This is a genomic window from Mariniflexile maritimum, from assembly GCF_009746565.1.
GTDB classification, from domain to species: Bacteria; Bacteroidota; Bacteroidia; order Flavobacteriales; family Flavobacteriaceae; genus Mariniflexile; species Mariniflexile maritimum.
Genome location: NZ_WRPN01000001.1, coordinates 155,341 through 181,984 on the forward strand (window position 1 = coordinate 155,341; position 26,644 = coordinate 181,984).

A 26,644-nucleotide genomic window follows, 5' to 3' on the forward strand; every position below is an offset into this window, starting at 1 on the left:
TTATGATATTTTAAAAAAAAACAGAAACTGTAAAAGTGAAAGCTTCTTATTACTTTAAGGAAGTTTTTGAAATGATTTTATAATTTTAGATAAAAGTTGTTGGTTTGCTTATCGTCATATTTTTCTTGATCAAACATAAATAGGTAAGAACCTTTTGTAGAGGAGCTCATATCCTTTTCCTTTAATTTTATCAATATATCCATAGAATTTATTTTATTGATAAAATTTCTTTTGTCTAATTCTTTATCTAAGATTGCCTCGTATAATTTTTGAAGTTGCCTCATTGTAAATTTCTCAGGCAAAAGTTCAAACCCAATAGGACTGATTGATGTCCTTCTACGCAATCTTCTAATGGCTCTGCCTAACATTTCGTCATGGTCAAAAATTAAATGTGGCGCTTTAGAAAGGCTAAACCACTTTGCTTCATAATTTGCGATTAATTCTTCATTATGCTTTTCAATATTAATAATGGCATAATAGGATGTAGATATGGTTCGTGCTACAGGGTCACGATTAACTTCACTAAACGAATACAACTGCTCCATATAAATGTTATGCATACCGGTTAGTTTAAATAATATACGGGATGCGGCATCATTTAGTGTTTCATCTTTTTTCAGAAATCCACCCATTAGCGACCATTTACCCTTTTCGGGCTCAAAATCCCTTTTAATTAAAAGCACTTTTAAATCTTCATTGTCAAATCCAAAAATTATACAATCTACAGCAAGAAATACTTTGTCTGCTTGATTATAGCCTCTATTCATAGTAAATAATTTTAAGCTAATATATAATTTTTATTAAAAGTAACATAGCATCCCATTCAATAAGTGTTAATATTACATTTATTTGCCTAAAAATTTGTTTTTGTTGTTTTTTTGTTTTTAATTTACAAATGTAAAACTAACACTTATAAATTAATTAAACTAAATTAGTATGACAACAACTAAACTATTATTTGGTAATTACAAATTCTACAGGTCGTTTAAAGGGTGGCTTATGGCGTTGGTAATTATACTTTTTTGCGCGAATTACACATTTGCTCAGCAAAAAAAAATTATTCAGGGGATTGTTACTTCGGTAAATGAAAATCTTCCCTTGCCAGGTGTGAATATTTTGGTTAAAGGTACAGCAAATGGTGTTGTAACAGACTTTAATGGAAATTATTCAATTAATGCTTCAAGCAATGATGTACTGGTATTTTCTTATCTCGGTTTTAAAAGTAAGGAAATCACTGTGGGCAATCAAACTCAAATTAATGTGGCCTTACAAGAAGATGCCACCTCGTTGGACGAAGTAGTGGTGGTGGGCTACGGCACGCAAAAGAAATCGGACTTAACCGGTTCGATAAGTGTTGTGGACATTGACAACGCCAAAAAAACCGTAACTTACGATGCCGCCAAAATGTTGCAGGGGCAGGTTGCGGGTGTTACCGTACAATCTTCTGGAGAACCGGGTGGTTTTGTAAACATTAAAATTAGAGGGATTAGTTCGTTTAGTAATAACAATCCGCTTTTTGTTATTGATGGCATGATCATAGACAGTCCTTACGATTTTGCGGCTGGCGATATTGAATCTATGCAAGTGCTTAAAGATGCCTCGGCAGCGGCCATTTATGGTGTGCGTGGTGCGAACGGCGTTGTAATCATTACCACCAAAAAAGGTAAAGAAGGTAAATTCGACATTAATTTTAAATCACTTTACGGCGTACAAAATGTGGCCAAGAAATGGTCGGTTACCGATAGGGTGGGTTATCAAAACATCACCACTGCGGCCGAATTAAATGCAGGCCTAACCATAGCACCTGGAAACGATCCAAGTAATCCTTCATACATTAATAATGTAGATACCAATTGGCAAGATGCTGCTTTTGGTACGGGTTACATTCAAAACCACGCCGTAACTTTTAGCGGTGGGGCGGAGAGTTTAGGCTACAATATGAATGTAGATTACTTTAAAAACAGTAGTTACATGGACTCGCCGCAAGATTACGAACGTATCTCAACCAATTTGAATTTAACCGGTACTAAAGGAAAATTCAAATATGGTTCCAAGATTGGTTATACGCAATCCAATAAGGAAATTTTCAATGAATATCTAGCAGGTGAATCTCCCATAAGCGATTTATTAGGCGCTATCCCAACCATGCCAGTTTATGACGCTAATAGATTAGGGGGTTATGGCGGTACCGATAATTTAACCCAACGAGCCATCTCCATGAACGTAATTGGTTTTAACAATGTGAATGAAAGAACAGGTGAAAGAAACCGTTTTATTGGAAATATTTGGGGTGAGCTGGAAATTGTTAAAGGCTTGAAATATAAATTGGATGCCAGTTTTGATAGATTGGATTGGAAAAACAGAACGTTTTTCCCGGAAAGCAATTTAGGATGGTATTACTTAACAACCGCAGATGAAGCTTCCTTGGATATTGCAACGGGCAGCCAAACCAGGACATTTTTAAATAATTTATTGACTTATGATGTAACCTTGCAGGACAAACATAGCATTAGCGTATTGGCAGGTATTGTACAGGAAAGAAATGATTATTACAACCATTGGTCTAGGGGCGTGGGGTATCCAACAGGCACCATAAGCCATTTGGAATATGCCGCCGATACCAGCACGGGTGAATATGAAAGCACCATAGCGGGCCTTTCTTATTTAAGCAGGTTAAATTATGGTTATGACGACCGTTATTTAATAACAGTAAACTTTAGGCAAGATAAAACCTCGCTTTTTAGCACAATTAATAATTCAGCAAATTTCTATTCTTTCTCTGGAGCTTGGAAACTTAGTAACGAAAACTTTATAACATTGCCCGAATGGTTAAATACCGTAAAGTTAAGAGGTGGTTATGGCGAGTTAGGAAACAATACCATTTCTCCTTACTTTTTTGCAACCACTACAAACCAGTTTGCTGGATATGATTTCAATAATACATTAGCACCAGGTACCACGGTGGTTAGTGCTTTAGATCCAAATGTACATTGGGAAAAAACCAATACCACAAACGTAGCGTTAGAATTAGGCATGCTAAATAATGATTTGCAATTTACTGCCGAATATTATGTTAAAAAATCAAACGATTTGTTAATTGGCGTGCCGCTGCCTTATTCCACTGGCGCTTTTCCAGCCAGTATTACTACCAATGCGGGTGCAGTACAAAATAAAGGTTTAGAGTTTACGGCTTCATATAAAAATAACAGCCATGAGTTTAAGTACGAGCTCTCTGCAAATCTAGGAACTCTTAAAAATGAAGTATTACAAATAGGCATTAACGGAAACCCAATTTATGGAGCTGCTTCTAAAACAGAAGTTGGCAGATCTATTGGAGAGATATTTGCTTATGAAACCGATGGTATTTTCCAAACCAATGCCGAAGTAACTGCCTCACCTACACAAGTGGGTGCTGCTGCCGGTGATATTAAATTTAAGGATCAATTAACGGTTGATACCGATGGTGATGGTGTTTTTGATGCCACCGATGGTATTATCAACGATCAAGACAGGGTTTACCAAGGGGTAACCATCCCAAAATACAGCTATGGCATTAACTTCAGCAGTACTTATAAAAACTTTGATCTGTCCTTCTTTTTACAAGGTGCAGGCGGAAACAAAGTATTCAATGGCATGTACAGAAATTTAATGATCGAGCAATATGTGAACCATCATACCGATGCCTTGAACTACTGGACACCTACCAATACCGATACCAATGTGCCTAGGCCCATTATAGGCGACCCTAATGCCAATGCAAGGGATTCCAATAGATTTATTGAAAAGGGCGATTACATAAAACTTCAAAATATGGAAATTGGCTATAATATTCCTTTATCGCAAACAAAATTGGTCCAAAACGCCAGAGTGTATGTAAATGCACAAAATGTATTTACAATAACTAAGTATAAAGGTTACGATGCAGATTTCAATTATAACGATGGCTTGTTCTCCAGAGGTTATGACGGTGGGTCTTTCCCAAATCCTAGAACGTTCTCATTAGGAGTTCTGGTAGGTTTTTAATAAATTGTTTAAAAAATTAAAACGAATTAAAATGAAATATATAAATTTTAAGTACTCATTATTATTTCTTTCGCTATCTGTTATATTAACTGCTTGTGTGAAAGAAGATGATTTAATACAAATTGACCCTAATAACGATGCGGTTGATTCTTTTTGGAAAACAGATAATGATGCACTAGAGGGTGTTAACGCTGCTTACGGTAGTTTATTAACAGATGGAACTTATATGAGAAGCACACCTTTATTATTAGATCTAAAAGGCGATGATTGTAAAAGCAATAGCCCTTGGGGCGCTATGTACGTGGTAGGTAAATTTAATTCAAACGTTACCGATGCTGCCATTTATGGTTGGGCTTACGAAACGTACTATCAAGGGATATATCGTGCAAATCAAGTGTTAACAAATGTTCCTAACATCGATTTTGCCGATGCAGCGCTTAAAAACAGAATTTTAGGACAAGCTTATTTTTTACGGGGCTTATATTTGTTCCATGCAGTAAATATGTTTAAAAATGTACCTGTTCCTACTGAATTAGCCGCTATATATCCTCAAAAAACTGAAGCCGAAGGATGGGCACAGGTAATTGAAGATTTTAAATCTGCGGCCGATTTGCTTCCGTTATCATACACCAATGTGTCTGGGCTGGATGCAGGTCAAAAAGGACGCGCCACTAAAGGTGCTGCGTTAGCATATTTAGGCAAATCATATTTGTTCACTAAAGATTTCCCTAATGCAAGAGATACCTTTAAACAAGTTATTGATCTAAATGTGTATTCGTTGGTTTCTAATTACAGGGATAACTTCACAGATGTAAATGAAAACAATTCAGAATCTGTATTTGAAGTACAATTTAGTAGAGATGCAGGTGGTGTAGATTTAGGCTGGGGCGGTGCTCCCGCTTCAGGTTGGGGAAAAACATCGGCAAGGGCTATTACCTATGGGCCCAGGGCTTTTGGATGGACCGATGTTCAGCCTACCAGAGCATTATTTAATGAATTTCAGCAAGAATTAACAATTTCTGGGGCTGTTGACCCTCGTTTAGATGCCACTATGTTCTATAATAAACCTGGGGGCATGATGTTGTACGGTCAAGACTTTGCAACGTTTTATGGAGGTAATGCACAAGATTTGAACGATCTTTTTTGTAGAAAATATCAAAATTCTGATGGTGCCTATCCAAACGAATACGATTGGCGTTCTGGAATCAATGAGCGTATTATGCGTTATGCAGATGTACTGTTAATGTATGCCGAATGTTTAAATGAAACAAACGATACGCCAGGGGCCTACAATTATATTAAACCAGTAAGAGATCGTGTTGGATTGCCTAATTTAAGCATTGTAAAACCAAACATGACAAAAGAGCAAATGAGAGAACAAATAGGCCATGAAAGATACTTAGAATTTGCACTGGAAGGACACAGGTTTGACGATATTCGTCGTTGGGGATGGTTGCAAGACCAAACAAAACTTACCTGGTTAAAATCAAGAGACCCAGAGTTTGATACCTATTCTCCTGGACGGGAGTTTTTCCCAATCCCACAGCTAGAAATGGACAACAACCCAGGGACCGTACAAAATTCAGGCTATTAAAAATGTTTTTGATTAAAGTTTGTTAATCGAGTTAATTAGTTTCATATGGCAGGCGCTATGCTTGCCATATGTTTTTAAAATAAACCCTATGAAAAATAAAGCACTGTTCAAATTATCGAAGTTATTTGTATTTTTTCTTGTCACTTTTTTAAGTTTTTCTCAAAATAATGTTACTGTTTTAGAAATAAAAACAGATATAGAATCACCTATTATCAGCAAACATATTTATGGGCATTTTGCAGAACATTTAGGAAGATGTATTTATGACGGTATCTATGTTGGTGAAGACAGTAAAATCCCTAATACAAATGGTGTAAGAAACGATATTATTCTTGCCCTAAAAGAATTAAAAATACCAAATTTACGTTGGCCAGGTGGTTGTTTTGCAGATACATACCATTGGAAAGATGGAATTGGGCCTAAAGAAAATAGACCTTCTATGGTAAACAGATGGTGGGGTGGTGTAACCGAAGACAATAGTTTTGGCACCCACGATTTTTTAAACCTTTGTGAAGTGTTAGAAACGGAACCGTATTTAGCTGCCAATGTTGGCAGTAGCACAGTAAAAGAATTTACAGAATATATAGAATATGTAAGCCATAAAGGAGGAAGTCCTATGGCAGATCTTAGAAAAGAAAATGGTCGAGAAAAACCGTGGAATGTTTCTTTTTGGGGTGTTGGTAATGAAATGTGGGGATGCGGCGGAAACATGACTCCAGAATACTATGCAAATTTGTATAGACAATACGCTACATTTATGACCGATTGGATCAATAGTGATAAAATGTTTAGAATAGCTTCAGGAGCGAATGTTGCCGATTACCATTGGACTGAAGTTTTAATGCGTGATATTCCAAAAAATTTAATAGAGGGCGTTGCTTTACACTCCTATTCGTTTGTTACATGGGATAAAAAAGGGTCTTCAACTAAGTTTGATGAAGCGCAATATTTTTCAACCATGCAAACAGCCCTTAAAATGGAAGAATTGGTTACCAAACATTCTGAAATTATGGATAAATACGATCCAAAAAACAAAATAGCACTTATTGTTGATGAATGGGGCGGTTGGTACGATGTTGAAGAGGGAACAAATCCGGGGTTTTTATATCAACAAAACACCATGCGCGATGCTATGATAGCTGGTACTACATTAAATATATTCAATAACCATAGCGCAAGGGTAAAAATGGCAAATTTAGCACAAACAGTAAACGTGTTACAGGCAGTAATTTTAACTGAAGGCGAAAAAATGTTACTAACGCCAACATATCATATCATGAAAATGTACACGGCGCACCACGACGCTAAGCTATTACCATTAACATTTGAATCGCCATCATATAGATTTAACAACGAATCACTTCCTGCAATTTCAGCTTCGGCTTCTATTGATAAAAACGGATCGGTACATATTTCTTTGGTAAATATTGATTCGAAAAAAGAAAATAAAGTAGAAATTGACATCACAAAATTAGGTGTTAAAAACTTCTCAGGCACCATTTTAACAGCTTCAAAATTACAAGACCATAACACTTTTGATACCCCTAACAAAATTAAGCCTGTTGTTTTTAAAACTTTTGAAAATAAAAAAGGAAAACTAGAAATAACAATTCCACCATTTTCAGTTGTGATGATGGAAGGTAAATAAAGATAAAAATGAAAAACCTTAAAATAGGAACTAAGTTTGCAACCTTCTTGTTGGTGTGTTTTGTAGCTAGTTGTTCAAAAGATGATAGCATTGAAAAACCAAAGGCAGGCACCGTGCTGGGCAAGGAATGCTCTGGAACCACCCAAATTATTAAATATGCCGATGGCAAGGGTGGCTTTACCATAAGTAATGTTGAAAATTCGGTAGAGTGTGGCTACGTGGCGCCAACCACCTTTAATGGCCCCACGTATGCCGATAATTATTCGCCCATAGCGTCCTGGGACAGTCGTGCCCAATGGAACTTGGCCAATGTACACGATCCAACGGTTGTTAAGGATGGCGAATACTATTATATGTACCAAACCGATGCTTCCTATGGAAACGCCCATGATGGCCATGGACATTTTCACCATAGAAGATCGAAGGATTTAGTGAACTGGGAATATCGCGGTAGTACCATGGCCGTTGCCCCAGCTTGGGTAAAAGATTCATTGAACAATAAAAGGGCCCGCATGGTGCCGGCATTGCCTGCCATTGCAAACCCCAATTATGGCTATTGGGCGCCCTACATTACCAAGGTGGGAAACAAGTTCAGGATGTACTACAGCATTGTGGTCGTGGAACCCATTGTTGGGAACGATACCAATAAATCCTGGTCTGAAAGGGCCTTTATCGGTCTTGCGGAAGCAGATGATTTGGCCTCTAATATTTGGACGGATAAAGGCATGGTGGTGTGTTCGGAACCAGACGGACTTGAAACCTACACCCGAACCAGCGGCAATGATTGGAGCGGCTATTTTAAATATAATGCGATAGACCCCACAATGGTTGTTACCAAGGAAGGCGAACATTGGTTAATTTACGGGTCTTGGCATTCGGGCATCGCCGCCCTAAAATTAAATCCAGCTACCGGGAAACCTGATAAGTTAAAAACTTTACCGGACTATGGCGTAACAATAGCCAAACGCGGCAATAGCCGTTGGCAGGCATCGGAAGGACCTGAAATAATCTATAATCCAGATACCGATTACTACTATTTGTTTTTGGCCTATGATGAACTGTCGGTGGCCTACAACACGCGTGTGGCACGTTCAAAAAACATTACAGGCCCCTATTTGGGAATCAATGGGGCGAATGTAACCAATGGCGCCGATTGCTACCCCATGTTAACGCACCCCTATAGTTTTAAAAACCATACGGGTTGGGTAGGCATTTCCCATTGTGCCGTTTTTCAAAATCCGGATACCAAGCAATGGTTTTATGCCTCACAGGCACGTTTGCCCGAAAATGTACCGGGCATTGCGGTATCGAACGCCATTATGATGGGGCATGTTCGCGAAATGCAATGGACGGAAGATGGCTGGCCCGTTATAGCGCCTGAACGCTATGCCGGTGTACCTACCACAGAAATTACCGAAGCCTCCTTTATTGGCAGTTGGGAACATATTGCGATGAAGTATCAGTACAAAACCATGCAAACATCATCAACCATTAACTTAACAGCCGATAAAAAAATTACGGGCGGCATAACAGGCACTTGGGCTTTCGACAGTACAACCAAAACCTTGACCATTAATGGCGTGAAGTGCAAGGTGAAGGATGCCTGGGATTGGGAAGCGTCGCCTAGAAAAGTAACCATAACCTATTCCGGCCTTACCGCAGATGGTTTGCCGTTATGGGGCAAGAAAATATAATGGATTTTTAAATTGAAATAGTTATGATGAAGAACCTATTTTTGGTAATCATGGGGCTTTTGCTCGTGTTTTCCTGTAAAGCACCTAAGGTTTCTGGTTCTAGGGCGGAAAATTTAAAATTCAACAATCCTATTATTACGGATACATATACCGCAGATGCCGCAGCCATTGTGTACAAAGACAAGGTGTATTTATACGCAGGCCACGATGAAGCGCCCAATGATGTGAATGCCTACCGCATGTACGAGTGGCTGGTGTATTCCTCCTCTAATATGGTGGACTGGGAAGCGCATCCCGTGCCGCTAAAACCAACCGATTTTAAGTGGGCCTCCGGCGAAGCCTGGGCATCACAGGTTATTGAAAAGAACGGCAAATTTTATTGGTTTGTAACCGTAGAACATGGCAGTATCCATGGCAAGGCCATTGGTGTGGCGGTTTCCGATAGTCCCACCGGGCCTTTTAAGGATGCTTTAGGCAAAGCTTTGATCACCAACGATATGACCAACCAAACCAAAATAAGTTGGGACGATATCGATCCAACCGTTTGGATTGACGATGATGGACAGGCTTATCTGTTTTGGGGCAATACGGTGTGCAAATACGCTAAGTTAAAGGACAATATGATAGAATTGGATGGCCCCATTAAAACCATTGATTTGCCAAACTTTACCGAAGCGCCATACATCCATAAAAAGGGCGATTGGTATTACTTATCGTATGCGTACCAGTTTCCTGAAAAAATTGCTTATGCCATGAGCAAATCCATAACCGGCCCCTGGGAATTTAAGGGTATTTTGAATGAATTGGCAGGCAATTCAAACACAAACCATCAAGCCATTATAGAATTTAAAGGCAACGATTATTTTATTTATCACACAGGGGGCATACAACCAAACGGCGGCAGTTTTAGGCGTTCGGTTTGTGTTGATAGGCTTTATTATAATGAGGACGGCACCATGAAACGCGTGGTGATGACTTCCGAAGGCATTCAAAAATAGATGATATGGAACTATTGAAGCATTACACGGCACTATTTATATTTTTTATTTCGATGGCGGCCTGTGCCCAAACACAAAAACCCATTACCCACGATCCCGTTGTTGCCAAACAGGGCGACACATATTATCTATTTTGTACGGGTCCCGGCATTACGGGCTTTACGTCCAAGGATTTAAAAACTTGGACACAAACTGCCCCAATCTTTGCAAAATCGCCCGACTGGGCCTTACAAGTTGCGCCCGGTTTTAATGGCCATATTTGGGCGCCCGATATTACGCTTCATAAGGGCACTTATTATGTGTATTATTCAGTATCGGCTTTTGGCAAGAATACTTCTGCAATTGGGCTGGTAACCAATAAAACCTTAAACCCCAAAGACGACCATTATAAATGGGAAGACCAAGGCATCGTTATCCAGTCCGTCCCCAACAGGGATTTATGGAATGCCATCGATCCCAACTTGATTTTTGACGACAACGGAACCCCTTGGCTCGCCTTTGGTTCGTTTTGGAGCGGCTTAAAAATGCTGAAACTGGACACCGATTTAAAAACCCCCGCACAACCGCAGGAATGGCATACCATTGCAAGGCGCGATAGGGATAGCCAATTGGAAGATGCCGAGGCTGGCAACGCCGCTTTGGAAGGGCCTTTCATCTTCAAAAAAGGCGATGATTACTATCTGTTTTTGTCTTGGGATTATTGTTGCCGTGGCGACAAAAGCACCTATAAATTAATGGTGGGCCGCTCAAAATCGGTTACGGGGCCTTACATCGACAAAAACGGAACCGAACTTAATAAAGGTGGTGGCTCTTTGGTGATTGAAGGCAATAAAAACTGGTATGGCGTGGGGCACAACAGCGTGTTTACTTTTGATGGTAAAGATTACAGTTTTATGCACGGCTACGATTCCAGCGACAACGGAAAACCAAAACTGATCGTAAAGGAAATAATCTGGGTGGATGGTTGGCCAACCGTAAAACCAATGGATTAGCTATGAAACTATCAACATACATGGTCATTGCGGTATTTGTTTTTTTCAGTTGTAAAACAAATAAACAGGACAAGGTTGAAATGGAGGCTTCCAACAAAGGCTATCCCATTGTACCCATAAACATTCAGCATGTAAAATTAACCGATGCGTTTTGGTTGCCCATTATAAAGAGGGTCCAGGAAAAAACCATTGCCTATGCCATTAACAAATGTGAGGCCGAAGGGCGGTTTGACAACTTTTTAATTGCAGGAAAACAAATGGAAGGTGCGGTAAAAGGCGCCATGCCCTTTGATGATTCCGATGTGTATAAAATTATTGAAGGCGCCTCAAATTCATTGATTAGCGCACCAAACAAACAGCTCGAAACCCTTTTGGATTCCTTGATTGGCATTGTAAAAACAGGCCAGGAACCCGATGGTTATTTAACCACCTGGCGCACCATAAACCCCGCAAAACCGCCCGCACCTTGGGTGAAGGTGATAGCGGGCAAACGTTGGGAATCCTTATTTATGAGCCATGAACTGTACAACGCCGGCCACCTGTATGAAGCCGCCGCAGTACATTTTGAAGCTACCGGCAAACGTAATTTTTTGGACATTGCCATAAAGAACGCCAATTTAATGGTGAAAACCTTTGGAGACGGCAACGGGCAAATAAAGGCAGTTCCGGGGCATCAAATTATTGAATCTGGGTTGATAAAATTATATCAGATTACTAACAATGAAGCCTATTTTAATTTGGCAAAATACTTTCTGGACAACCGGGGCAACCCTGAAAACCATGAACTGTATGGGCCTTATTCCCAAGACCATATACCTGTTGTTCAGCAAGATGAGGTCGTGGGGCATGCCGTTAGGGCGGTTTATATGTATGCTGCCATGACCGATGTGGCGGCTTTTAAAAAAGACACTGCCTATGCGAGTGCCATAAACAAGTTATGGGACAATATGGTCTATAAAAAAATGTACATTACGGGTGGCATTGGGGCCAAACATGATGGCGAGGCTTTTGGCGAAAATTACGAACTGCCCAATCTTACCGCATACAACGAAACCTGCGCAGCCATTGGCGATGTGTATTGGAACCATCGCTTGCATAATTTGTATGGATATTCAAAATATTTTGATGTTATTGAGCGCACATTATATAATGGTTTAATTTCAGGTTTATCGTTGGATGGTACTAATTTTTTCTATCCAAATGCTTTAGAGTCTGATGGGATATATAAATCCAATCGCGGGGCGTGTACGCGTCAGTCTTGGTTCGATTGCTCTTGCTGTCCCACCAATTTAATCCGGTTCATTCCATCCCTTCCGGGGTTGATCTATTCAAAAACAAGCAATGAAATATATGTTAATTTATATGCTTCCAATGAAGCGACCATTCATTTGGGCACGAAGCGCATCCATCTATCACAAAAAACCGACTATCCTTGGAACGGGCAAATTTCCATAACGGTAAATCCAGGGAAAACCGCTAAGTTCAGTCTTAAGCTACGCATTCCCGGTTGGGCCAGGAATGAAGTGCTGCCCGGTGATCTGTACAGTTTTAAAAACCCATCAAACGCTTCGGTTTCTGTATTGGTTAACGGAAATCCCATTGCAGTTGGTTCAACCAATGGCTATGTAACCATCAACAGAACTTGGAAAGCAAATGATACAGTTAATATACATATCCCGATGGCCGTTAGGGAGGTTGTCACCAATTCAAAAGTACAGGAAAACAAAAACAAGGTGGCCTTGGCGTTTGGTCCCTTGGTGTATGCCTTGGAGGAAATTGACAATCCGCAAGATTTCGACAACATCAAAATTGATAAAAACGAGGTTTTTGAAGTTAAAAAGGAACACAACCTTTTAAATGGCGTACAGACCATTCAAACAAAAAACATGAAAGCCATACCGTATTATGCTTGGTCCAATAGGGGCGTAGGCAAAATGAAGGTTTGGATTGACGAACAACCTTAAAACTAAACCCAACAAATAACAGAAAAGATAAAAGCTTAACTGTTGCCTGTTTAAAAAACCTTTTAGAACATCATTTATGAAATCCAACAATCAAAAGTTAAGCATTCTTGAAAAAATAGGCTACGGCTCCGGAGATGCGGCGGTAAACGTGGTTATCTCGTCTATGTTTCTTATTATCACTTTTTTTTACACCGATATCTATGGCTTAAAACCCAAGGATATGGCCATTTTATTCCTGTTGGTAAGGCTTATTGATGCCATTACCGATCCACTTATGGGGCTTATAACCGATAAGTTCACTACCAAATGGGGGCGTTACAGACCCTATTTCCTGTATCTGTCGGTGCCTTTTGGTATTTCGGTTTTCTTAACGTTTACAACCCCTGGGTTTGATTATACGGGTAAACTCATTTATGCCTACATCACCTATATTTTTGTAACCATCATGTTTACGGGGGTTACCATCCCCTATATTTCGCTCATTGGCGTATTGACCAGCGACCCAAAGGAACGGCTATCTGCAAATGGTTACCGACTTTTCTTCGCGAAGATTGCTGCTTTTCTGGTTTCTATTGTTGTGCCTATTATGGCAGAATCGTTAGGCAAGGACAATTTGGCGAGAGGGTACCAACTTTCAATGGGCTTTATGGCGCTTTTGGGCACGCTGCTATTTCTGTTCAGTTTCTTTACAACCAAGGAACGGGTAGAACATGTGGTTGATAAAAAACCACTTTTGGAACAGTTTAAATTACTGATTAATAATGGGCAATGGACGCTGTTGTTCGGCGTGTGCTTTACGGGCACCGTTGGGTATGTTATTCGTGGTTCGGTGGCCATTTTTTATGCTAAGTATTTCCTTGGGGGCGATGCCAGTGTGCAGTCAACTTTTATGGCAACAGGCGTTATCGCTGCCATTTTGGCTATGCCGGCCTCTACTTTTATCACCAAGCGTTATTGCAAGGTTAAACTGTTTAAATACACTCAGTTGGCGGTGGGCGCCATTAGTTTGGTCATGTTTTTTGTGATTAAACCGGGCGATATGGTTTTGGCTTATGTGCTGTATTTTATACTCTCCTTTGTGGTCGATCTGCACGCGCCCGTATTTTGGTCGGCTATCGCCGAAGCGGTTGATTATGGCCATGCAGAAACCGGAAAACGTGTTTCGGGGCTTTCCTTTGGAGGCATTTCCTTTGCCCAAAAGGCAGGCATGGGCGTAGCAGGGGCTGCGGTTGGTTATTTATTGGACTTTTTTGGCTACATCCCCGATACGGTGCAAAGCGAAACGGCCTTGGTGGGTCTTGCGCTTATGTTGACCATCATTCCCGGAATTTTCCATGTCATTATGGGCGGATTGATGTTCCGCTACAAAATTACCGACGCCTATTATGAAACCATCAAAACCAAATTGAACATATAAAATGGATACAGCTGGAAAAAATACCCCTATTGTCGCGCAACGAGCCGACCCGTTTATCTATAAGCATACCGATGGTTATTATTATTTTACGGGTTCCGTGCCAACCTACGATGTTATCGAGTTAAGAAAAGCCAAATCTATAAATGATTTGCAACACGCCGAAACCCATATCATTTGGCTAAAGCATAAAACGGGCCCGATGAGCCAACATATTTGGGCACCAGAAATTCATTATTTAGACGGAAAATGGTATATTTATTTTGCTGCTAGTGAAGTTGATGATATATGGAAATTAAGGCCTTACGTGCTGGAATGTAAAGGCCAGGATCCGTTACAGGATGATTGGCTGGAACTTGGGCAAATGCAGGCAGCAGAGGGCGATACCAAATCGTTCACCGATTTTTCATTGGATGGAACCGTTTTTGAAAAAAATGGCAAGCGGTATTTTTGTTGGGCAGAAAAAACAGGCGGCCAGTTTGCGGCCTCCAATTTATATTTGGCCGAAATGGCATCGCCAGTGAAGCTAAAGACCGCCCAATTTATGTTAACCACGCCCGATTACGACTGGGAGCGCATTGATTTTTGGGTAAACGAAGGGCCCGCAGTTATAAAAAACAACGGCAACATTTACATCACATTTTCGGCAAGTGCCACGGGTGCCTGTTATTGCATGGGCATGATGGAAGCCGATGCGGCCTCCGATCTGTTGGATAGAAATTCATGGAAAAAATCGAGATACCCGGTTTTAAAAACTGATTATGAAAAAGGTATTTATGGCCCGGGACATAACAGTTTTACCGTAGCGGAAGACGGCGTAACCCCTTTAAGCATCTACCATGCACGCGATTATGAACATATTGTGGGCGACCCGCTATACGACCCCAACCGACACGCAAGAGCTATGGAAGTAAAATTTGACGAGTCCGGAAAACCACTATTCGAGTATTATTAAATTAAGTTTTATGAAACTCCCATTTTCAGTAAATACACTTTTTGGCGCTTTTTTAGTTGCGAGCTTAATCAGTTTTAAAGGAATAGGCCAACAAGCAATAACTTCGTCTTTAAATGAAACTATTAATTTGGTTTTAGACATTAAAGCTACGGGTGTTAAAATTCAACCAACTATGTATGGTATCTTTTTCGAGGATATCAATTTTGCTGCAGACGGTGGTTTATACGCTGAAATGGTTAAAAATCGTTCATTTGAATTTTTGGATTCTAAGATGGGTTGGTTAGAGCCCAATAGTAAAAAACTCAGTCTTAACAATCAATCAGGTTATTTGAGCCCTATAAAATATGCTGGACAAAACACAAATCACACGTACGCACGAGTGGAAGTTAAAGGTCTGAATTATGAATTAATCAATGAAGGATTTAGAGGCATGGGAGTAAAAAAAGATGCTAAATATAATTTGACTATTGATGCTAAAAAATTCAGTGGAGATATTACTAAAATAAAATTTCAACTCATAGATGAAAATGGTTCAAGTATTGGAGAAGCTTCAATTATACCAAATAGCGGCATTTGGAAAAATTATGAAGCGCAATTAATTGCTTCAAAAACGGTAATGAAAGCCCAATTGAAGATAACTTTTGAAGGTACGGGAAAAATTGATTTAGATATGATTTCTTTGTTTCCAGAAGATACTTGGAAAGGTAGAAAAAAAGGTTTACGGAAAGATATTGTTGAATTGTTAGCAGATATAAGACCAGGTTTCTTAAGATTTCCCGGAGGGTGTATTGTGGAGGGTAGAACTTTGGCACGGCGCTATCAATGGAAAAAAACGGTGGGCAATATAGAAGATAGGGAAATATTAGTTAACCGATGGAATACGGAGTTTTCCCATAAGCCTGCACCAGATTATTACCAAAGTTTTGGTTTAGGGTTCTTTGAATATTTTCAATTATCGGAAGACTTAGTGGCATCGCCATTACCAATATTAAGTTGTGGTATCGCATGCCAGTTTAATACAGGCGAACTGGTACCTATGGATGAACTAGACCCTTATGTGCAAGACGCATTAGATTTAATCGAGTTTGCTAACGGTAGCATTTCAACCTCATGGGGAAAACTTCGCGCAAGCATGGGGCATCCAGAACCTTTCAATTTAAAATACTTAGGCATTGGAAACGAACAATGGGGCGAAGCTTATATAGAGCGTTACGAAATATTTCATAAGGCAATTAAGGCGAAATATCCAGAAATCATACTTGTTTCAGGAAGTGGGCCTTTCCCAGATGGCGATTATTTTGAATACGGCTGGGAAGAACTAAAAAAATTGAATGTAGAAATTGTAGATGAACACTACTACCGCCCCCCGCAATGGTTTAGAGACAATGCAAACAGATATGATAGTTATGATAGAACTGGCCCAAAAGTATTCGCCGGCGAATATGCGGCTCATCCAAAGGATGTTGCAGATGGCCCAAAAGAGAACAATTGGGAAGCGGCACTTTCAGAAGCTGCTTTTATGACTGGTTTAGAACGGAATGCAGATGTGGTTAACTTAACTTCATACGCACCATTAATGGCGCATGTAGATGCGTTTCAATGGGCACCAGACATGATTTGGTTCAACAATTTAGAATCTTATGGAACGGCAAATTACCATGTTCAAAAGTTATATGGAAACAATCCAGGAACAGATCTCTTAGCAATTACTCAAGATGGTAAAGCTGTAACTGGACAAAATAATGTGTACGCTAGTGCAGTTAAAGATGTTATAAAGAAAGAAATTATCATTAAATTGGTAAATACTTCAAATCGGCCCAAAAATATAGCCGTCAATTTATCAGGATATAAGTTAAAATCAAAGGCTAAAATAATTGTTTTGTCGCATACTAATTTAATGGCGGTAAATACTTTTGAAAATCCCTTCGCAATTAGTCCGCAAGAAACACAATATGGACTTAAAGGCAAAAAAGCCGAAATAAATTTGCAACCAAATTCTTTTACTGTTTTAAAATTTAATTTTTAATCTTCTTTAAAGATTAATTTTTTTATACTCTTAACGCATGTTTAGCGTCAATTTAATCAAGTTGTGATGAAAAAATGTCATAAAAACTGAAATTTTTTCAGGTATTTTCAATTGGTATTCTATTTGCTATACATTAGTTGTAACTGATTGTTTAATCTTAAATTATTTAATTATGAGCACTTTAATTCCAACAATTAAATCAGATAACAAAAAGTTGAACGACCCTAAATTTAATGTGTTACCAAGTTTACCATCTTGGTTTGATGATATTCTTGGAAAAGGTTTGGGTACCGAATTTATGTCCAACTTCAATACAGGCATGACATTGCCCGCAGTAAATGTTATCGATGGCGACCATGAATTTGCTATTGAAGTAGCAGTTCCAGGATTAAAAAAATCTGATTTTGATATCAATATTGATAACCGTGTGTTGTCAATTGGTGTAGAATCGAAAACTGAGAGTAACGAAAAAACCGAAAATTATACACGCAGGGAATTTGGTTATTCTACCTTTAAAAGAACATTTACCATCCCAGAATCTGTAAACACCGAGGCTATTTCGGCCGACTACAACGATGGTATTCTAAAAATTCATCTTCCCAAAAGAGAAGAAGCCAAGAAAAAACCGGCTAAAAAAATAAAAATTTCTTAACTTAAAAAAGAGAGCAAAAAACGCTCTCTTTTTTTATTTCAATCCCTTCACAATAAGAATTTTGTATATTTAGTGCCAAAGTCAGGGTATGTTTAAATATGGCATCGTTTTATGGGCGGTCGTTTTTTTTCTTTTTGGTTGCAAGAAGGAGGAAATCCCTTTTGAAAAAAAGTATGATTGGCACCCATTAAAAGTAACCGCATCTGCTTACAACTCGGTAAAGAGCCAAACCGATGCCAACCCGCATATCACTGCTTTTGGCGATAGTTTAATACCTGGGCTGCGATACATAGCGGTTTCCCAAGATTTGTACAGAAAAGGCTTAAAGCACAATACCCCGGTAAAAATTAAAGGGTTTGATAGCATATATTTTGTTAAGGATCGCATGCACGGGCGTTGGAAAAACAAAATTGATATTTACATGGGAACCGATGTGAAATCTGCTAAAAAATGGGGCAGAAAAAAGGTTTCCATCGCTTACGGCACTCTAAAACCTGTTGATAGCTTAAAAAAATAAGTCATTTAATTAATAGGCATATTTTTTGGGTGCATTCCAAATGGTTTCGCAGGTATGTTTAAAACACTCAATACGCCTACTAACCATTAAATTTGTATGGGTTAAATACCGATTTTGTTTTTTTATCCTGATTTTTGTCTTCATTTTTTTTTTGCTGATTGATGATGGGCTCGGTTAAATTAAATTCTGTTATCTGTAACGTCTTTTGGTGTTCCACAAATGGCTTTTTGTGTTCTTTGGTGAGTCGGTTTTCTGATGGGTGTTTAATGTTTTCATAATGGCTGTATTTTATTGTTTTTTAGTTTCTTAAATGTCTAATTGAAGGCCTACTATCTGTTGCGCCTTTTGCTGTTCCAAATATGAATTTTTGTGCTTTTTGGGGCTTCGGTAATTTGGTTGTTGTTTAAAGTTCTCATTATGTGTTTTTTTAATGGTTTATATGGGATAGACGATGGAAGATGATAATTGTTACAGTACTATGTATAACAAAGTAATAAATTAACATTTTTTAACACTTAACCTAAAATGTTCAAAAGCGCAGTAAAACTAAAATGGTTCTAATAAAAACGGAGAACCTATTTTAATACCAAGAAATTTTAGGAATGGTTTTTGTTAAATGAATGTAAAATAAATGGGTATAAAGTGCCATATTTAAGATAAAAAAATATCTTTGATATCTAAATTCAAGCCTTTACCCCAAAATCATTATTTAAGCTGAATGAAACTGTTTTTATCATTTCTTGTTTTTTGTTCCATCACATTAGCTTTGAACGCGCAAATCGATAGCCAAAAAAAATCGATGGCAATACCCGCGGTTGAAAGCAAAAAGGAAACAAACGAAACCCAAAAAACAATACCCGCGCAACCTTTAAATAATAATACCAACTTTGGAAGCTTGAACGTGCCAAATTTATCAACCGGTGTCGAGGCGCCCAAAAAAGAGTTTTCATTGTTTGGTGAAGCGTTTGGAAACCCCGGAGAACTTTATCAGAAGCAGCTTAAAAAACAGGAAGACGATTTGAAACCCGAAGGATTTGGAGACAATGCAGGTTTAAAAACTGATGCCTATTGGGGAGATTATAGAACAAAATCGGAATATATCGATATTTCGTATCGGGATTTTGGGCAGGTTGATGGCGATCTTTTGAATATTTTGGTTGATGATGATATTTTGAGATCGAGTGAGTTGTTGATGGCCAGTTTCAAGGGCTTCCGGTTAAGGTTGAAGGAAGGCCTGAATAAAATTGAGTTTTACGCCGTTAATGAAGGTTCCTTATTGCCTAATACCGCCGAGTACCGAATTGTAGATCAGTGGAAAAATGTTATTACAGGTAAAATTTGGGCGCTGGCAACAGGCGTAAAAGTAACCATCATTATTGTTAAGGAATAATCATTAAAAAAATAAATCTTCGTGTATTGGTGGCTTCTTTTTATACCCAATACTAGCCAACAATCAAATCAATCAAATCCAGTTCTTCTTTACTGAACTTTAAATTATCCAAGGCTTTTACGTTTTCCTTTAATTGATTGGGCGAACTGGCACCTATTAAAACCGAGGCCACTTGCGGTTGCCTTAAAATCCAAGCCAAAGCCATTTGCGATAGTTTTTGACCTCTATTTTCGGCAATTTGGTTTAGTTTTTTTACTTTTTCCAGATGGTTGTTTACGGTTTCAATATTTAAAAAAGTCAATTCTTTAGCAGCACGGGAATCTTTCGGAATACCGTTTAGATAACGTTCGGTAAGCATGCCTTGTGCCAAGGGCGAAAAGGCTATGCAGCCCACGCCGTTTTGCTCTAAGGTTCTTAACAGGCCATCTTCAACCCAACGGTCAAGCATGGAATACCGCGCTTGGTGCAATATAAAAGGTACATTTAAGCGTTTTAAAATTTCGGCAGCTTCTTGGGTTTCTAGAGGCTGGTAATTGGATATGCCCACATAAAGTGCCTTGCCTTGCCTAACAATATCAGCCAAGGCACCCATGGTTTCTTCCAAGGGTGTATTGGGGTCGGGGCGGTGGTGGTAAAAAATATCAACATAATCCAATCCCATGCGTTTTAAACTTTGGTCTAAACTAGAAATCAAATATTTTCTGGAGCCCAAATTGCCATAAGGCCCCGGCCACATATCATAACCTGCCTTTGATGCTATAAAAAGTTCGTCGCGATAGTTTTTAAAATCTGCCTTTAAAATAGTACCGAAATTCTCTTCTGCTGAACCGTATGGTGGTCCATAATTATTTGCGAGATCAAAGTGGGTGATGCCTAAATCGAACGCACAACGCAACACATTTCTGGCATTTTGAATAGCGTCAATAAACCCGAAATTATGCCACAAACCTAAGGATAAAGCGGGTAGAAGAATGCCACTTTTGCCTGTTCTGTTATAGGTCATGGCATCATAGCGTTGCGAACTTGCCAAATAGTCTTTTGTTTCAGATTTATCGTTGGTGTGCATAGTACAAAAATTAAAAGGTTAAATATATAAATTACTTTTTATTTGAGGGTAAAATTATCAACGTTGTCCAATTACACATTAAAAAAACCGCTAAGAGGTGTAAAAAATAAAGTGCAAAGCCATCTTGTTTCCCATGAGCGATTCGGCTTTTCAACAAAAAACATGATAAATTTTCCAACAAACATGCCTTATAAACCCTTTAAAGATGTTATTTTTGCACGTCTTATAAAAATGTAGCATGTCTATATCAAAAACAGAATTAGAGGAACGTAAAGCGGGTAAGGATTTATATAGCTACCAGAAAGGGGCCATCGACAAAATTTTTAAAGCTTTTGAAGAGTCGCCAGACGATTACCATTTACTCTACCAATTGCCAACAGGCGGTGGTAAAACGGTTATTTTTTCTGAAATTGTAAGACAATATCTTAAACACCACAAAAAGAAGGTGTTGGTAATGACACATCGAATAGAATTGTGCAAGCAAACCTCTAACATGCTTACGGAATTTGAAGTGGTAAACAAGGTTATTGACAGTAAGGCCGATTTAAGTGACCAAGGAAATTACAGTTGTTTTGTGGCCATGGTGGAAACCTTGAACAACCGATTGAACGATGATAAATTGGATATTTCGGACATTGGCCTGGTAATTATTGATGAAGCACATTACAATTCCTTTACAAAATTGTTCAAGTTTTTTAGCCAATCCTTTATCTTGGGCGTTACCGCAACACCTTTAAGCTCGAGTATTGAATTGCCAATGACCGACAATTACGACGAACTGATTGTTGGCGAAAGCATCGAATCGCTTATTGAAAACGGATTTTTGGCACGTGCCGAAATGTTTACCTATAACGTTGGCTTAACCTCGCTTGTTGTGGGAGCCAATGGCGATTATACCGTTAAATCTTCGGAAGATTTATATACGGCCGATGACATGCTATCGAAGCTCATCCAAGCGTATGAAGAACGTTCCAAAGGCAAAAAAACCCTCATTTTCAACAACGGTATCAACACCTCATTGCACGTTTACGATACCTTTAGAAGGGCCGGTTACCCCATTGCCCATTTAGATAATACGAACACAAAAAAAGAACGCGCCCTCATTTTAAAATGGTTCAAAAAAACGCCCGATGCCATTTTAACCTCGGTTAGTATTTTAACAACGGGGTTTGATGAGCCTACTGTTGAAAGCATTATCCTAAATCGCGCTACCAAATCGTTAACGCTTTATTATCAAATGATTGGCCGTGGGTCGCGTATTTTAAAAAATAAAAAAACGTTCAGCGTCATCGACTTAGGAAATAATTTTTACCGCTTCGGGCCCTGGGGCGATGATCTGGATTGGCAACGTATTTTTAGGTCGCCAAACTACTATCTGGATTCTATTCTAGGTGATGAGGAACTGGAAAGCAATTTTAGGTATGAAATGCCCGATGATTTACGTGCGGAGTTTTCAAAATCAAAGGATGTGTATTTCGATATCCAAAAAACCTACGTCGATTCTATTAGAAATGGCGAATCATCAAAAGTGGTTCTGGAACGTTCCATCGAGCAACATGCCAAAATTTGTATTGAAAATAGTGAAGATGTTTACGATGCCCTAGGTTTGGCAAAAATGTTAGGGGATGATATTGATTTTAGAATTCAGCGCTATACCAAATGCATCAGCAAAAGCACCTTTAACTTTGTAGAATGGTTGAAAGACGATTACAGAAAAAAACTCAACGCATATCTACGTGCCAATTTTGATACTGTTTTTGAAAGCATCCACGGGTATCCGCCAGAAGATTAAAAATTTGTTATCGGCGGCATGCTTGCGGTTTAATCAACATGGTTAAATTCATGCTACATAATTTTAATAGTGGCACAGCAATTGAAATTGTATAGTAGGCTATTATTTAATGCTTTGTTTAAGTAATTGATATTTAGTGCTTTAATTTTTTTTGTAATTCTTTAAAAATCAAGGAAAATTTGTTTTAATGACAGATTGACTTAAATATATATATGAAAAAATCTAATTTTTTAACGCTTGACAGTTTGTCATTGCAGGATTTTGATGAAAATTCAGAATTGATCCCGCTCATGACACCTGAAGATGAAGAAGAAATAAACAACGAAAAACTACCGGAAACCTTGCCAATTTTGTCCTTGCGCAATACGGTGCTGTTTCCGGGCGTGGTTATTCCTATCACAGCGGGTCGCGATAAGTCCATACGTTTAATTAACGATGCCAATAAAGGCAACAAGGTTATTGGCGTGGTGGCGCAGAAAGATGAATCGGTTGAAAACCCTTCGGCCAAAGAAATCCACGAAATAGGTACGGTTGCCAAAATTTTGCGGGTTTTAAAAATGCCCGATGGTAACGTAACGGTAATCATACAAGGAAAAAAACGATTTAAGGTTGCCCAGGTTTTAACCGAGGAACCTTATATGAACGCTACAATCCGCCCCATTCCAGAGGCTAGACCTGCACAAAAAAACAAGGAGTTTTTGGCGATAATCGATTCGATTAAAGAATTGGCGCTTAACATTATTAAGGAAAGTCCCAATATTCCAAGTGAAGCTTCTTTTGCCATAAAAAATATCGAAAGCGATTCGTTTTTGATCAATTTTGTTTCCTCAAACATGAACCTTTCTGTTGCCGAAAAACAATCGTTGCTGCAAATTGACGATCTAAAAAAACGCGCCTTGGCCACCCTTAGGTTTATGAATTTGGAGTTTCAAAAACTGGAATTGAAAAACGATATCCAGTCGAAAGTGCAAATGGATATGAACCAGCAACAGCGCGAATATTTTCTGCACCAGCAAATGAAAACCATCCAAGAAGAATTGGGTGGTGTTAGCCATGATCAAGAAATTGAGGAAATGCAAATGCGCGCTACTGAAAAATTATGGGACGAAAAGGTAGCAAAGCATTTCGAGAAAGAACTTTCCAAAATGCAGCGCATGAACCCGCAGGTAGCGGAATATTCCATTCAGCGCAATTATTTAGAGCTGTTCTTGGATTTACCTTGGAACAAATTTAGCAAGGATAAATTCGATTTAAAACGCGCCATGAAAATTCTGGATCGCGATCATTTTGGGTTGGAAGACGTTAAACGACGTATTATTGAATATCTAGCGGTTTTAAAATTGCGTAACGATATGAAATCGCCCATTTTATGCCTGTACGGGCCTCCGGGCGTTGGTAAAACATCGTTAGGCAAATCGATTGCCGAGGCTTTGGGTAGGGAATATGTGCGCATTTCGCTAGGGGGCTTGCGCGATGAGGCCGAAATTCGCGGGCATCGAAAAACCTATATAGGCGCCATGCCCGGGCGAATCATTCAAAGTTTGAAAAAAGCAGGTACCTCAAACCCGGTTTTTGTATTGGATGAAATTGATAAATTGTCAAATTCCAACCAAGGCGATCCTTCTTCGGCGATGTTAGAAGTTTTGGACCCCGAACAAAACAACGAGTTTTACGATAACTTTCTGGAAATGGGCTACGACCTTTCAAAGGTTATGTTCATCGCCACCTCCAATAATCTTTCTACCATTCAGCCCGCACTGCGCGACCGAATGGAAATTATCAATGTTACAGGTTATACCATCGAGGAAAAAATAGAAATTGGCAAGCGCCATTTACTGCCAAAACAGTTAAAGGAACACGGTTTAACCGATGCGCATCTTAAAATAGGCAAGGCTCAGCTTGAAAAAATTGTTGAAGGTTACACCCGCGAATCGGGGGTTCGTGGTTTGGAAAAACAAATCGCAAAAATGGTACGCTATGCAGCAAAAAATATTGCGATGGACGAGCCTTACAACATAAAAGTTACCAATGAAGATGTTATTGAAGTTTTGGGCGGTCCCAAAATGGAACGCGATAAATACGAAAACAATGATGTAGCCGGCGTTGTAACGGGGTTGGCCTGGACCAGCGTAGGCGGCGATATCCTGTTTATCGAATCTATTTTGTCCAAAGGAAAAGGCACATTGAGCATAACGGGCAATTTGGGTACGGTTATGAAGGAATCGGCTACTATTGCCATGGAGTATATAAAATCGAACGCTGAAGCTTTTGGTATCGAATCGGATATTTTCGATAAGTACAACGTGCATATCCACGTGCCAGAAGGTGCAACCCCAAAGGATGGGCCAAGTGCGGGCGTTACCATGTTAACCTCATTGGTATCATTGTTCACACAGCGAAAAGTAAAGAAAAGTTTGGCCATGACGGGCGAAATTACCCTTCGTGGAAAAGTGCTTCCCGTGGGTGGCATCAAGGAAAAAATTCTCGCTGCAAAACGTGCAAGAATCAAGGAAATTTTACTTTGTGAAGAAAACCGTCGCGACATCGAGGAAATAAAACCCGATTACCTAAAAGGCTTAACGTTTCATTACGTTACCGATATGAGCGATGTTATCAAAATTGCGCTCACGCAACAAAAGGTTGTAAACGCTAAGAAACTTTAAATAGTAGCAGACTTTCTGAAAATTTAATTTAAAGCGTTATCACGAGGTACGAAGCCATCTCAAAATTTGGGGTTCTTATTTAGCAGATTGCTTCGTAGCTCGCAAACACGTAAAATACACTTTTAAGAGAATCTCTTTTTTAATGATTTAAAATAAAAGACTCTTACTGCCGTTTTAAGATAGATTTCTTACTTTGCGCCCGTAAATATGCTGAAAAAAATTATTCTAACTTGTTGTTTGCTTTTTGGTATGTTCAGCCATGCGCAGGTTGGGGGTGAAGCTACCTATCGGTTTTTAAATCTGGTTTCGTCGCCACGGCAAGCAGCTTTAGGAGGAAAGGTGCTAACGAATGTTGACTATGATGTTACGCAAGCACTTTTTAATCCGGCCACCATTAATGTGGAAATGGATAACCAACTAGCATTAAATTATACCAGTTATTTGGGGGGCATCAGTTATGGTACTGCGGCGTATGCATATACTCTTGATAGACGAACACAAACATTTCACGTGGGCGTAACCTATGTGAATTACGGTTCGTTCGATGGTTATGATGAAGCAGGCAATGCCACCGGAACGTTTTCTGGCAATGAAACGGCTTTGTCATTCGGGTATGCGCTTCAAATTGGGTATTCCGATTTTTATTTTGGCGCAAACGCAAAGTTAATCACTTCAAAATTAGAACAATACAATTCCTTTGGGGTCGCAACCGATTTGGGTTTGCTTTATATAAATGAAGATCTGGATTTTCAAGCTGCTTTGGCCGTTAGAAATTTTGGAACGCAACTCACAACCTATGCGGGTTTAAATGAAAAACTGCCTTTTGAGGTCGATTTTGGCATGTCGCAGCGCCTTGAAAACGTTCCCATTCGTTGGCATGTCACTCTAGAAAACTTACAGCAATGGCCCATTGCTAGACCAAACCCTGCACGTACAACTAGCGATTTAAGTGGCAATCAAGCCAATGAAAAAATTGGATTTCTTGGCCAGGTGATACGGCATAGTATTTTTGGGGCCGAAATATTTCCGGAAGGCGGTTTTAACATCCGTTTGGGCTATAACTTCAGGCGTGCCGAAGAATTGCGCATCGTCGATCAACGGAATTTTTCAGGACTCTCGGCCGGTTTTTCCATAAAAATGAACAAAATGCGCTTTAGTTATACCCATGCCAAATATACAAGTGCGGCCAATTCTAATTTTTTTGGGCTGCAAATCGATTTACGATAGAACAAACTAAAGTATCCAAAACGACACTA

Annotated in this window: 19 protein-coding genes; 16 read left to right on the forward strand and 3 right to left on the reverse strand. The window is 39.2% G+C overall.

Annotation, left to right across the window (positions count from 1 at the left end; all coding sequences use genetic code 11):
- Positions 1-77 precede the first annotated feature (77 nt).
- Positions 78-767, reverse strand: a complete 690-nt coding sequence (locus GQO80_RS00675) for an NUDIX hydrolase (RefSeq protein WP_157206276.1) — start codon at positions 765-767, stop codon at positions 78-80.
- A 169-nt stretch (positions 768-936) separates the two neighbouring features.
- Between GQO80_RS00675 and GQO80_RS00680 the strand changes: the two genes are divergently transcribed.
- The 12 genes from GQO80_RS00680 (at position 937) to GQO80_RS00735 (ending at position 18,477) form a co-directional block, all read left to right on the forward strand.
- Positions 937-4,023, forward strand: coding sequence for a SusC/RagA family TonB-linked outer membrane protein (locus tag GQO80_RS00680; protein ID WP_157206277.1), 3,087 nt, complete (start codon positions 937-939; stop codon positions 4,021-4,023).
- A 31-nt stretch (positions 4,024-4,054) separates the two neighbouring features.
- On the forward strand, positions 4,055-5,617 hold the full coding sequence (locus GQO80_RS00685; protein WP_157206278.1) for a RagB/SusD family nutrient uptake outer membrane protein: 1,563 nt from the start codon (positions 4,055-4,057) through the stop codon (positions 5,615-5,617).
- 88 nt (positions 5,618-5,705) lie between these two features.
- Complete coding sequence (locus GQO80_RS00690; protein WP_157206279.1) at positions 5,706-7,265, forward strand: alpha-N-arabinofuranosidase; 1,560 nt, start codon at positions 5,706-5,708, stop codon at positions 7,263-7,265.
- An 8-nt stretch (positions 7,266-7,273) separates the two neighbouring features.
- Positions 7,274-8,959 carry an arabinan endo-1,5-alpha-L-arabinosidase gene (locus tag GQO80_RS00695; RefSeq protein ID WP_157206280.1) on the forward strand — a complete coding sequence of 562 codons (1,686 nt, stop codon included), beginning with the start codon at positions 7,274-7,276 and terminating at the stop codon, positions 8,957-8,959.
- A 26-nt stretch (positions 8,960-8,985) separates the two neighbouring features.
- The gene (locus GQO80_RS00700; RefSeq protein ID WP_157206795.1) at positions 8,986-9,957 is read left to right on the forward strand and encodes a glycoside hydrolase family 43 protein; all 972 of its coding nucleotides are present in this window, start codon (positions 8,986-8,988) and stop codon (positions 9,955-9,957) included.
- 5 nt (positions 9,958-9,962) lie between these two features.
- A complete protein-coding gene (locus tag GQO80_RS00705) occupies positions 9,963-10,949 on the forward strand; it encodes an arabinan endo-1,5-alpha-L-arabinosidase (protein WP_157206281.1) in 987 nt (328 codons plus the stop codon).
- Positions 10,950-10,951: 2 nt separating this feature from the next.
- Positions 10,952-12,913: a glycoside hydrolase family 127 protein gene (locus GQO80_RS00710; protein ID WP_157206282.1), complete on the forward strand. Its 1,962-nt coding sequence runs from the start codon at positions 10,952-10,954 to the stop codon at positions 12,911-12,913.
- 76 nt (positions 12,914-12,989) lie between these two features.
- Positions 12,990-14,330: an MFS transporter gene (locus GQO80_RS00715; protein WP_157206283.1), complete on the forward strand. Its 1,341-nt coding sequence runs from the start codon at positions 12,990-12,992 to the stop codon at positions 14,328-14,330.
- Position 14,331: 1 nt separating this feature from the next.
- The gene (locus GQO80_RS00720; protein WP_157206284.1) at positions 14,332-15,282 is read left to right on the forward strand and encodes a family 43 glycosylhydrolase; all 951 of its coding nucleotides are present in this window, start codon (positions 14,332-14,334) and stop codon (positions 15,280-15,282) included.
- A 10-nt stretch (positions 15,283-15,292) separates the two neighbouring features.
- Complete coding sequence (locus GQO80_RS00725; RefSeq protein ID WP_157206285.1) at positions 15,293-17,308, forward strand: alpha-L-arabinofuranosidase C-terminal domain-containing protein; 2,016 nt, start codon at positions 15,293-15,295, stop codon at positions 17,306-17,308.
- Between the two features lie 172 nt (positions 17,309-17,480).
- Positions 17,481-17,960, forward strand: coding sequence for an Hsp20/alpha crystallin family protein (locus tag GQO80_RS00730; protein ID WP_157206286.1), 480 nt, complete (start codon positions 17,481-17,483; stop codon positions 17,958-17,960).
- Between the two features lie 88 nt (positions 17,961-18,048).
- On the forward strand, positions 18,049-18,477 hold the full coding sequence (locus tag GQO80_RS00735) for a 3D domain-containing protein (protein ID WP_232333087.1): 429 nt from the start codon (positions 18,049-18,051) through the stop codon (positions 18,475-18,477).
- 79 nt (positions 18,478-18,556) lie between these two features.
- Here the strand turns inward: GQO80_RS00735 and GQO80_RS00740 are convergent, their stop codons facing one another.
- Positions 18,557-18,694: a hypothetical protein gene (locus GQO80_RS00740; protein WP_157206287.1), complete on the reverse strand. Its 138-nt coding sequence runs from the start codon at positions 18,692-18,694 to the stop codon at positions 18,557-18,559.
- A gap of 501 nt (positions 18,695-19,195) precedes the next feature.
- On the opposite strand from GQO80_RS00740, the gene GQO80_RS00745 reads away from it, so the two are divergent.
- On the forward strand, positions 19,196-19,867 hold the full coding sequence (locus GQO80_RS00745) for a hypothetical protein (protein WP_157206288.1): 672 nt from the start codon (positions 19,196-19,198) through the stop codon (positions 19,865-19,867).
- A 52-nt stretch (positions 19,868-19,919) separates the two neighbouring features.
- Here GQO80_RS00745 and mgrA read toward each other — a convergent pair whose 3' ends face one another.
- A complete protein-coding gene (mgrA, locus tag GQO80_RS00750; RefSeq protein WP_157206289.1) occupies positions 19,920-20,933 on the reverse strand; it encodes an L-glyceraldehyde 3-phosphate reductase in 1,014 nt (337 codons plus the stop codon).
- Positions 20,934-21,171: 238 nt separating this feature from the next.
- Here mgrA and GQO80_RS00755 point away from each other — a divergent pair, with 238 nt between their 5' ends.
- The 3 genes from GQO80_RS00755 (at position 21,172) to porQ (ending at position 26,615) form a co-directional block, all read left to right on the forward strand.
- Positions 21,172-22,725 carry a DEAD/DEAH box helicase gene (locus tag GQO80_RS00755; protein WP_157206290.1) on the forward strand — a complete coding sequence of 518 codons (1,554 nt, stop codon included), beginning with the start codon at positions 21,172-21,174 and terminating at the stop codon, positions 22,723-22,725.
- 212 nt (positions 22,726-22,937) lie between these two features.
- Positions 22,938-25,388, forward strand: coding sequence for an endopeptidase La (lon, locus tag GQO80_RS00760; RefSeq protein WP_157206291.1), 2,451 nt, complete (start codon positions 22,938-22,940; stop codon positions 25,386-25,388).
- 207 nt (positions 25,389-25,595) lie between these two features.
- Entirely contained in the window at positions 25,596-26,615 is a 1,020-nt protein-coding gene (gene porQ / locus GQO80_RS00765; RefSeq protein WP_157206292.1) for a type IX secretion system protein PorQ, read from the forward strand.
- The last annotated feature ends 29 nt before the right edge of the window (positions 26,616-26,644 follow it).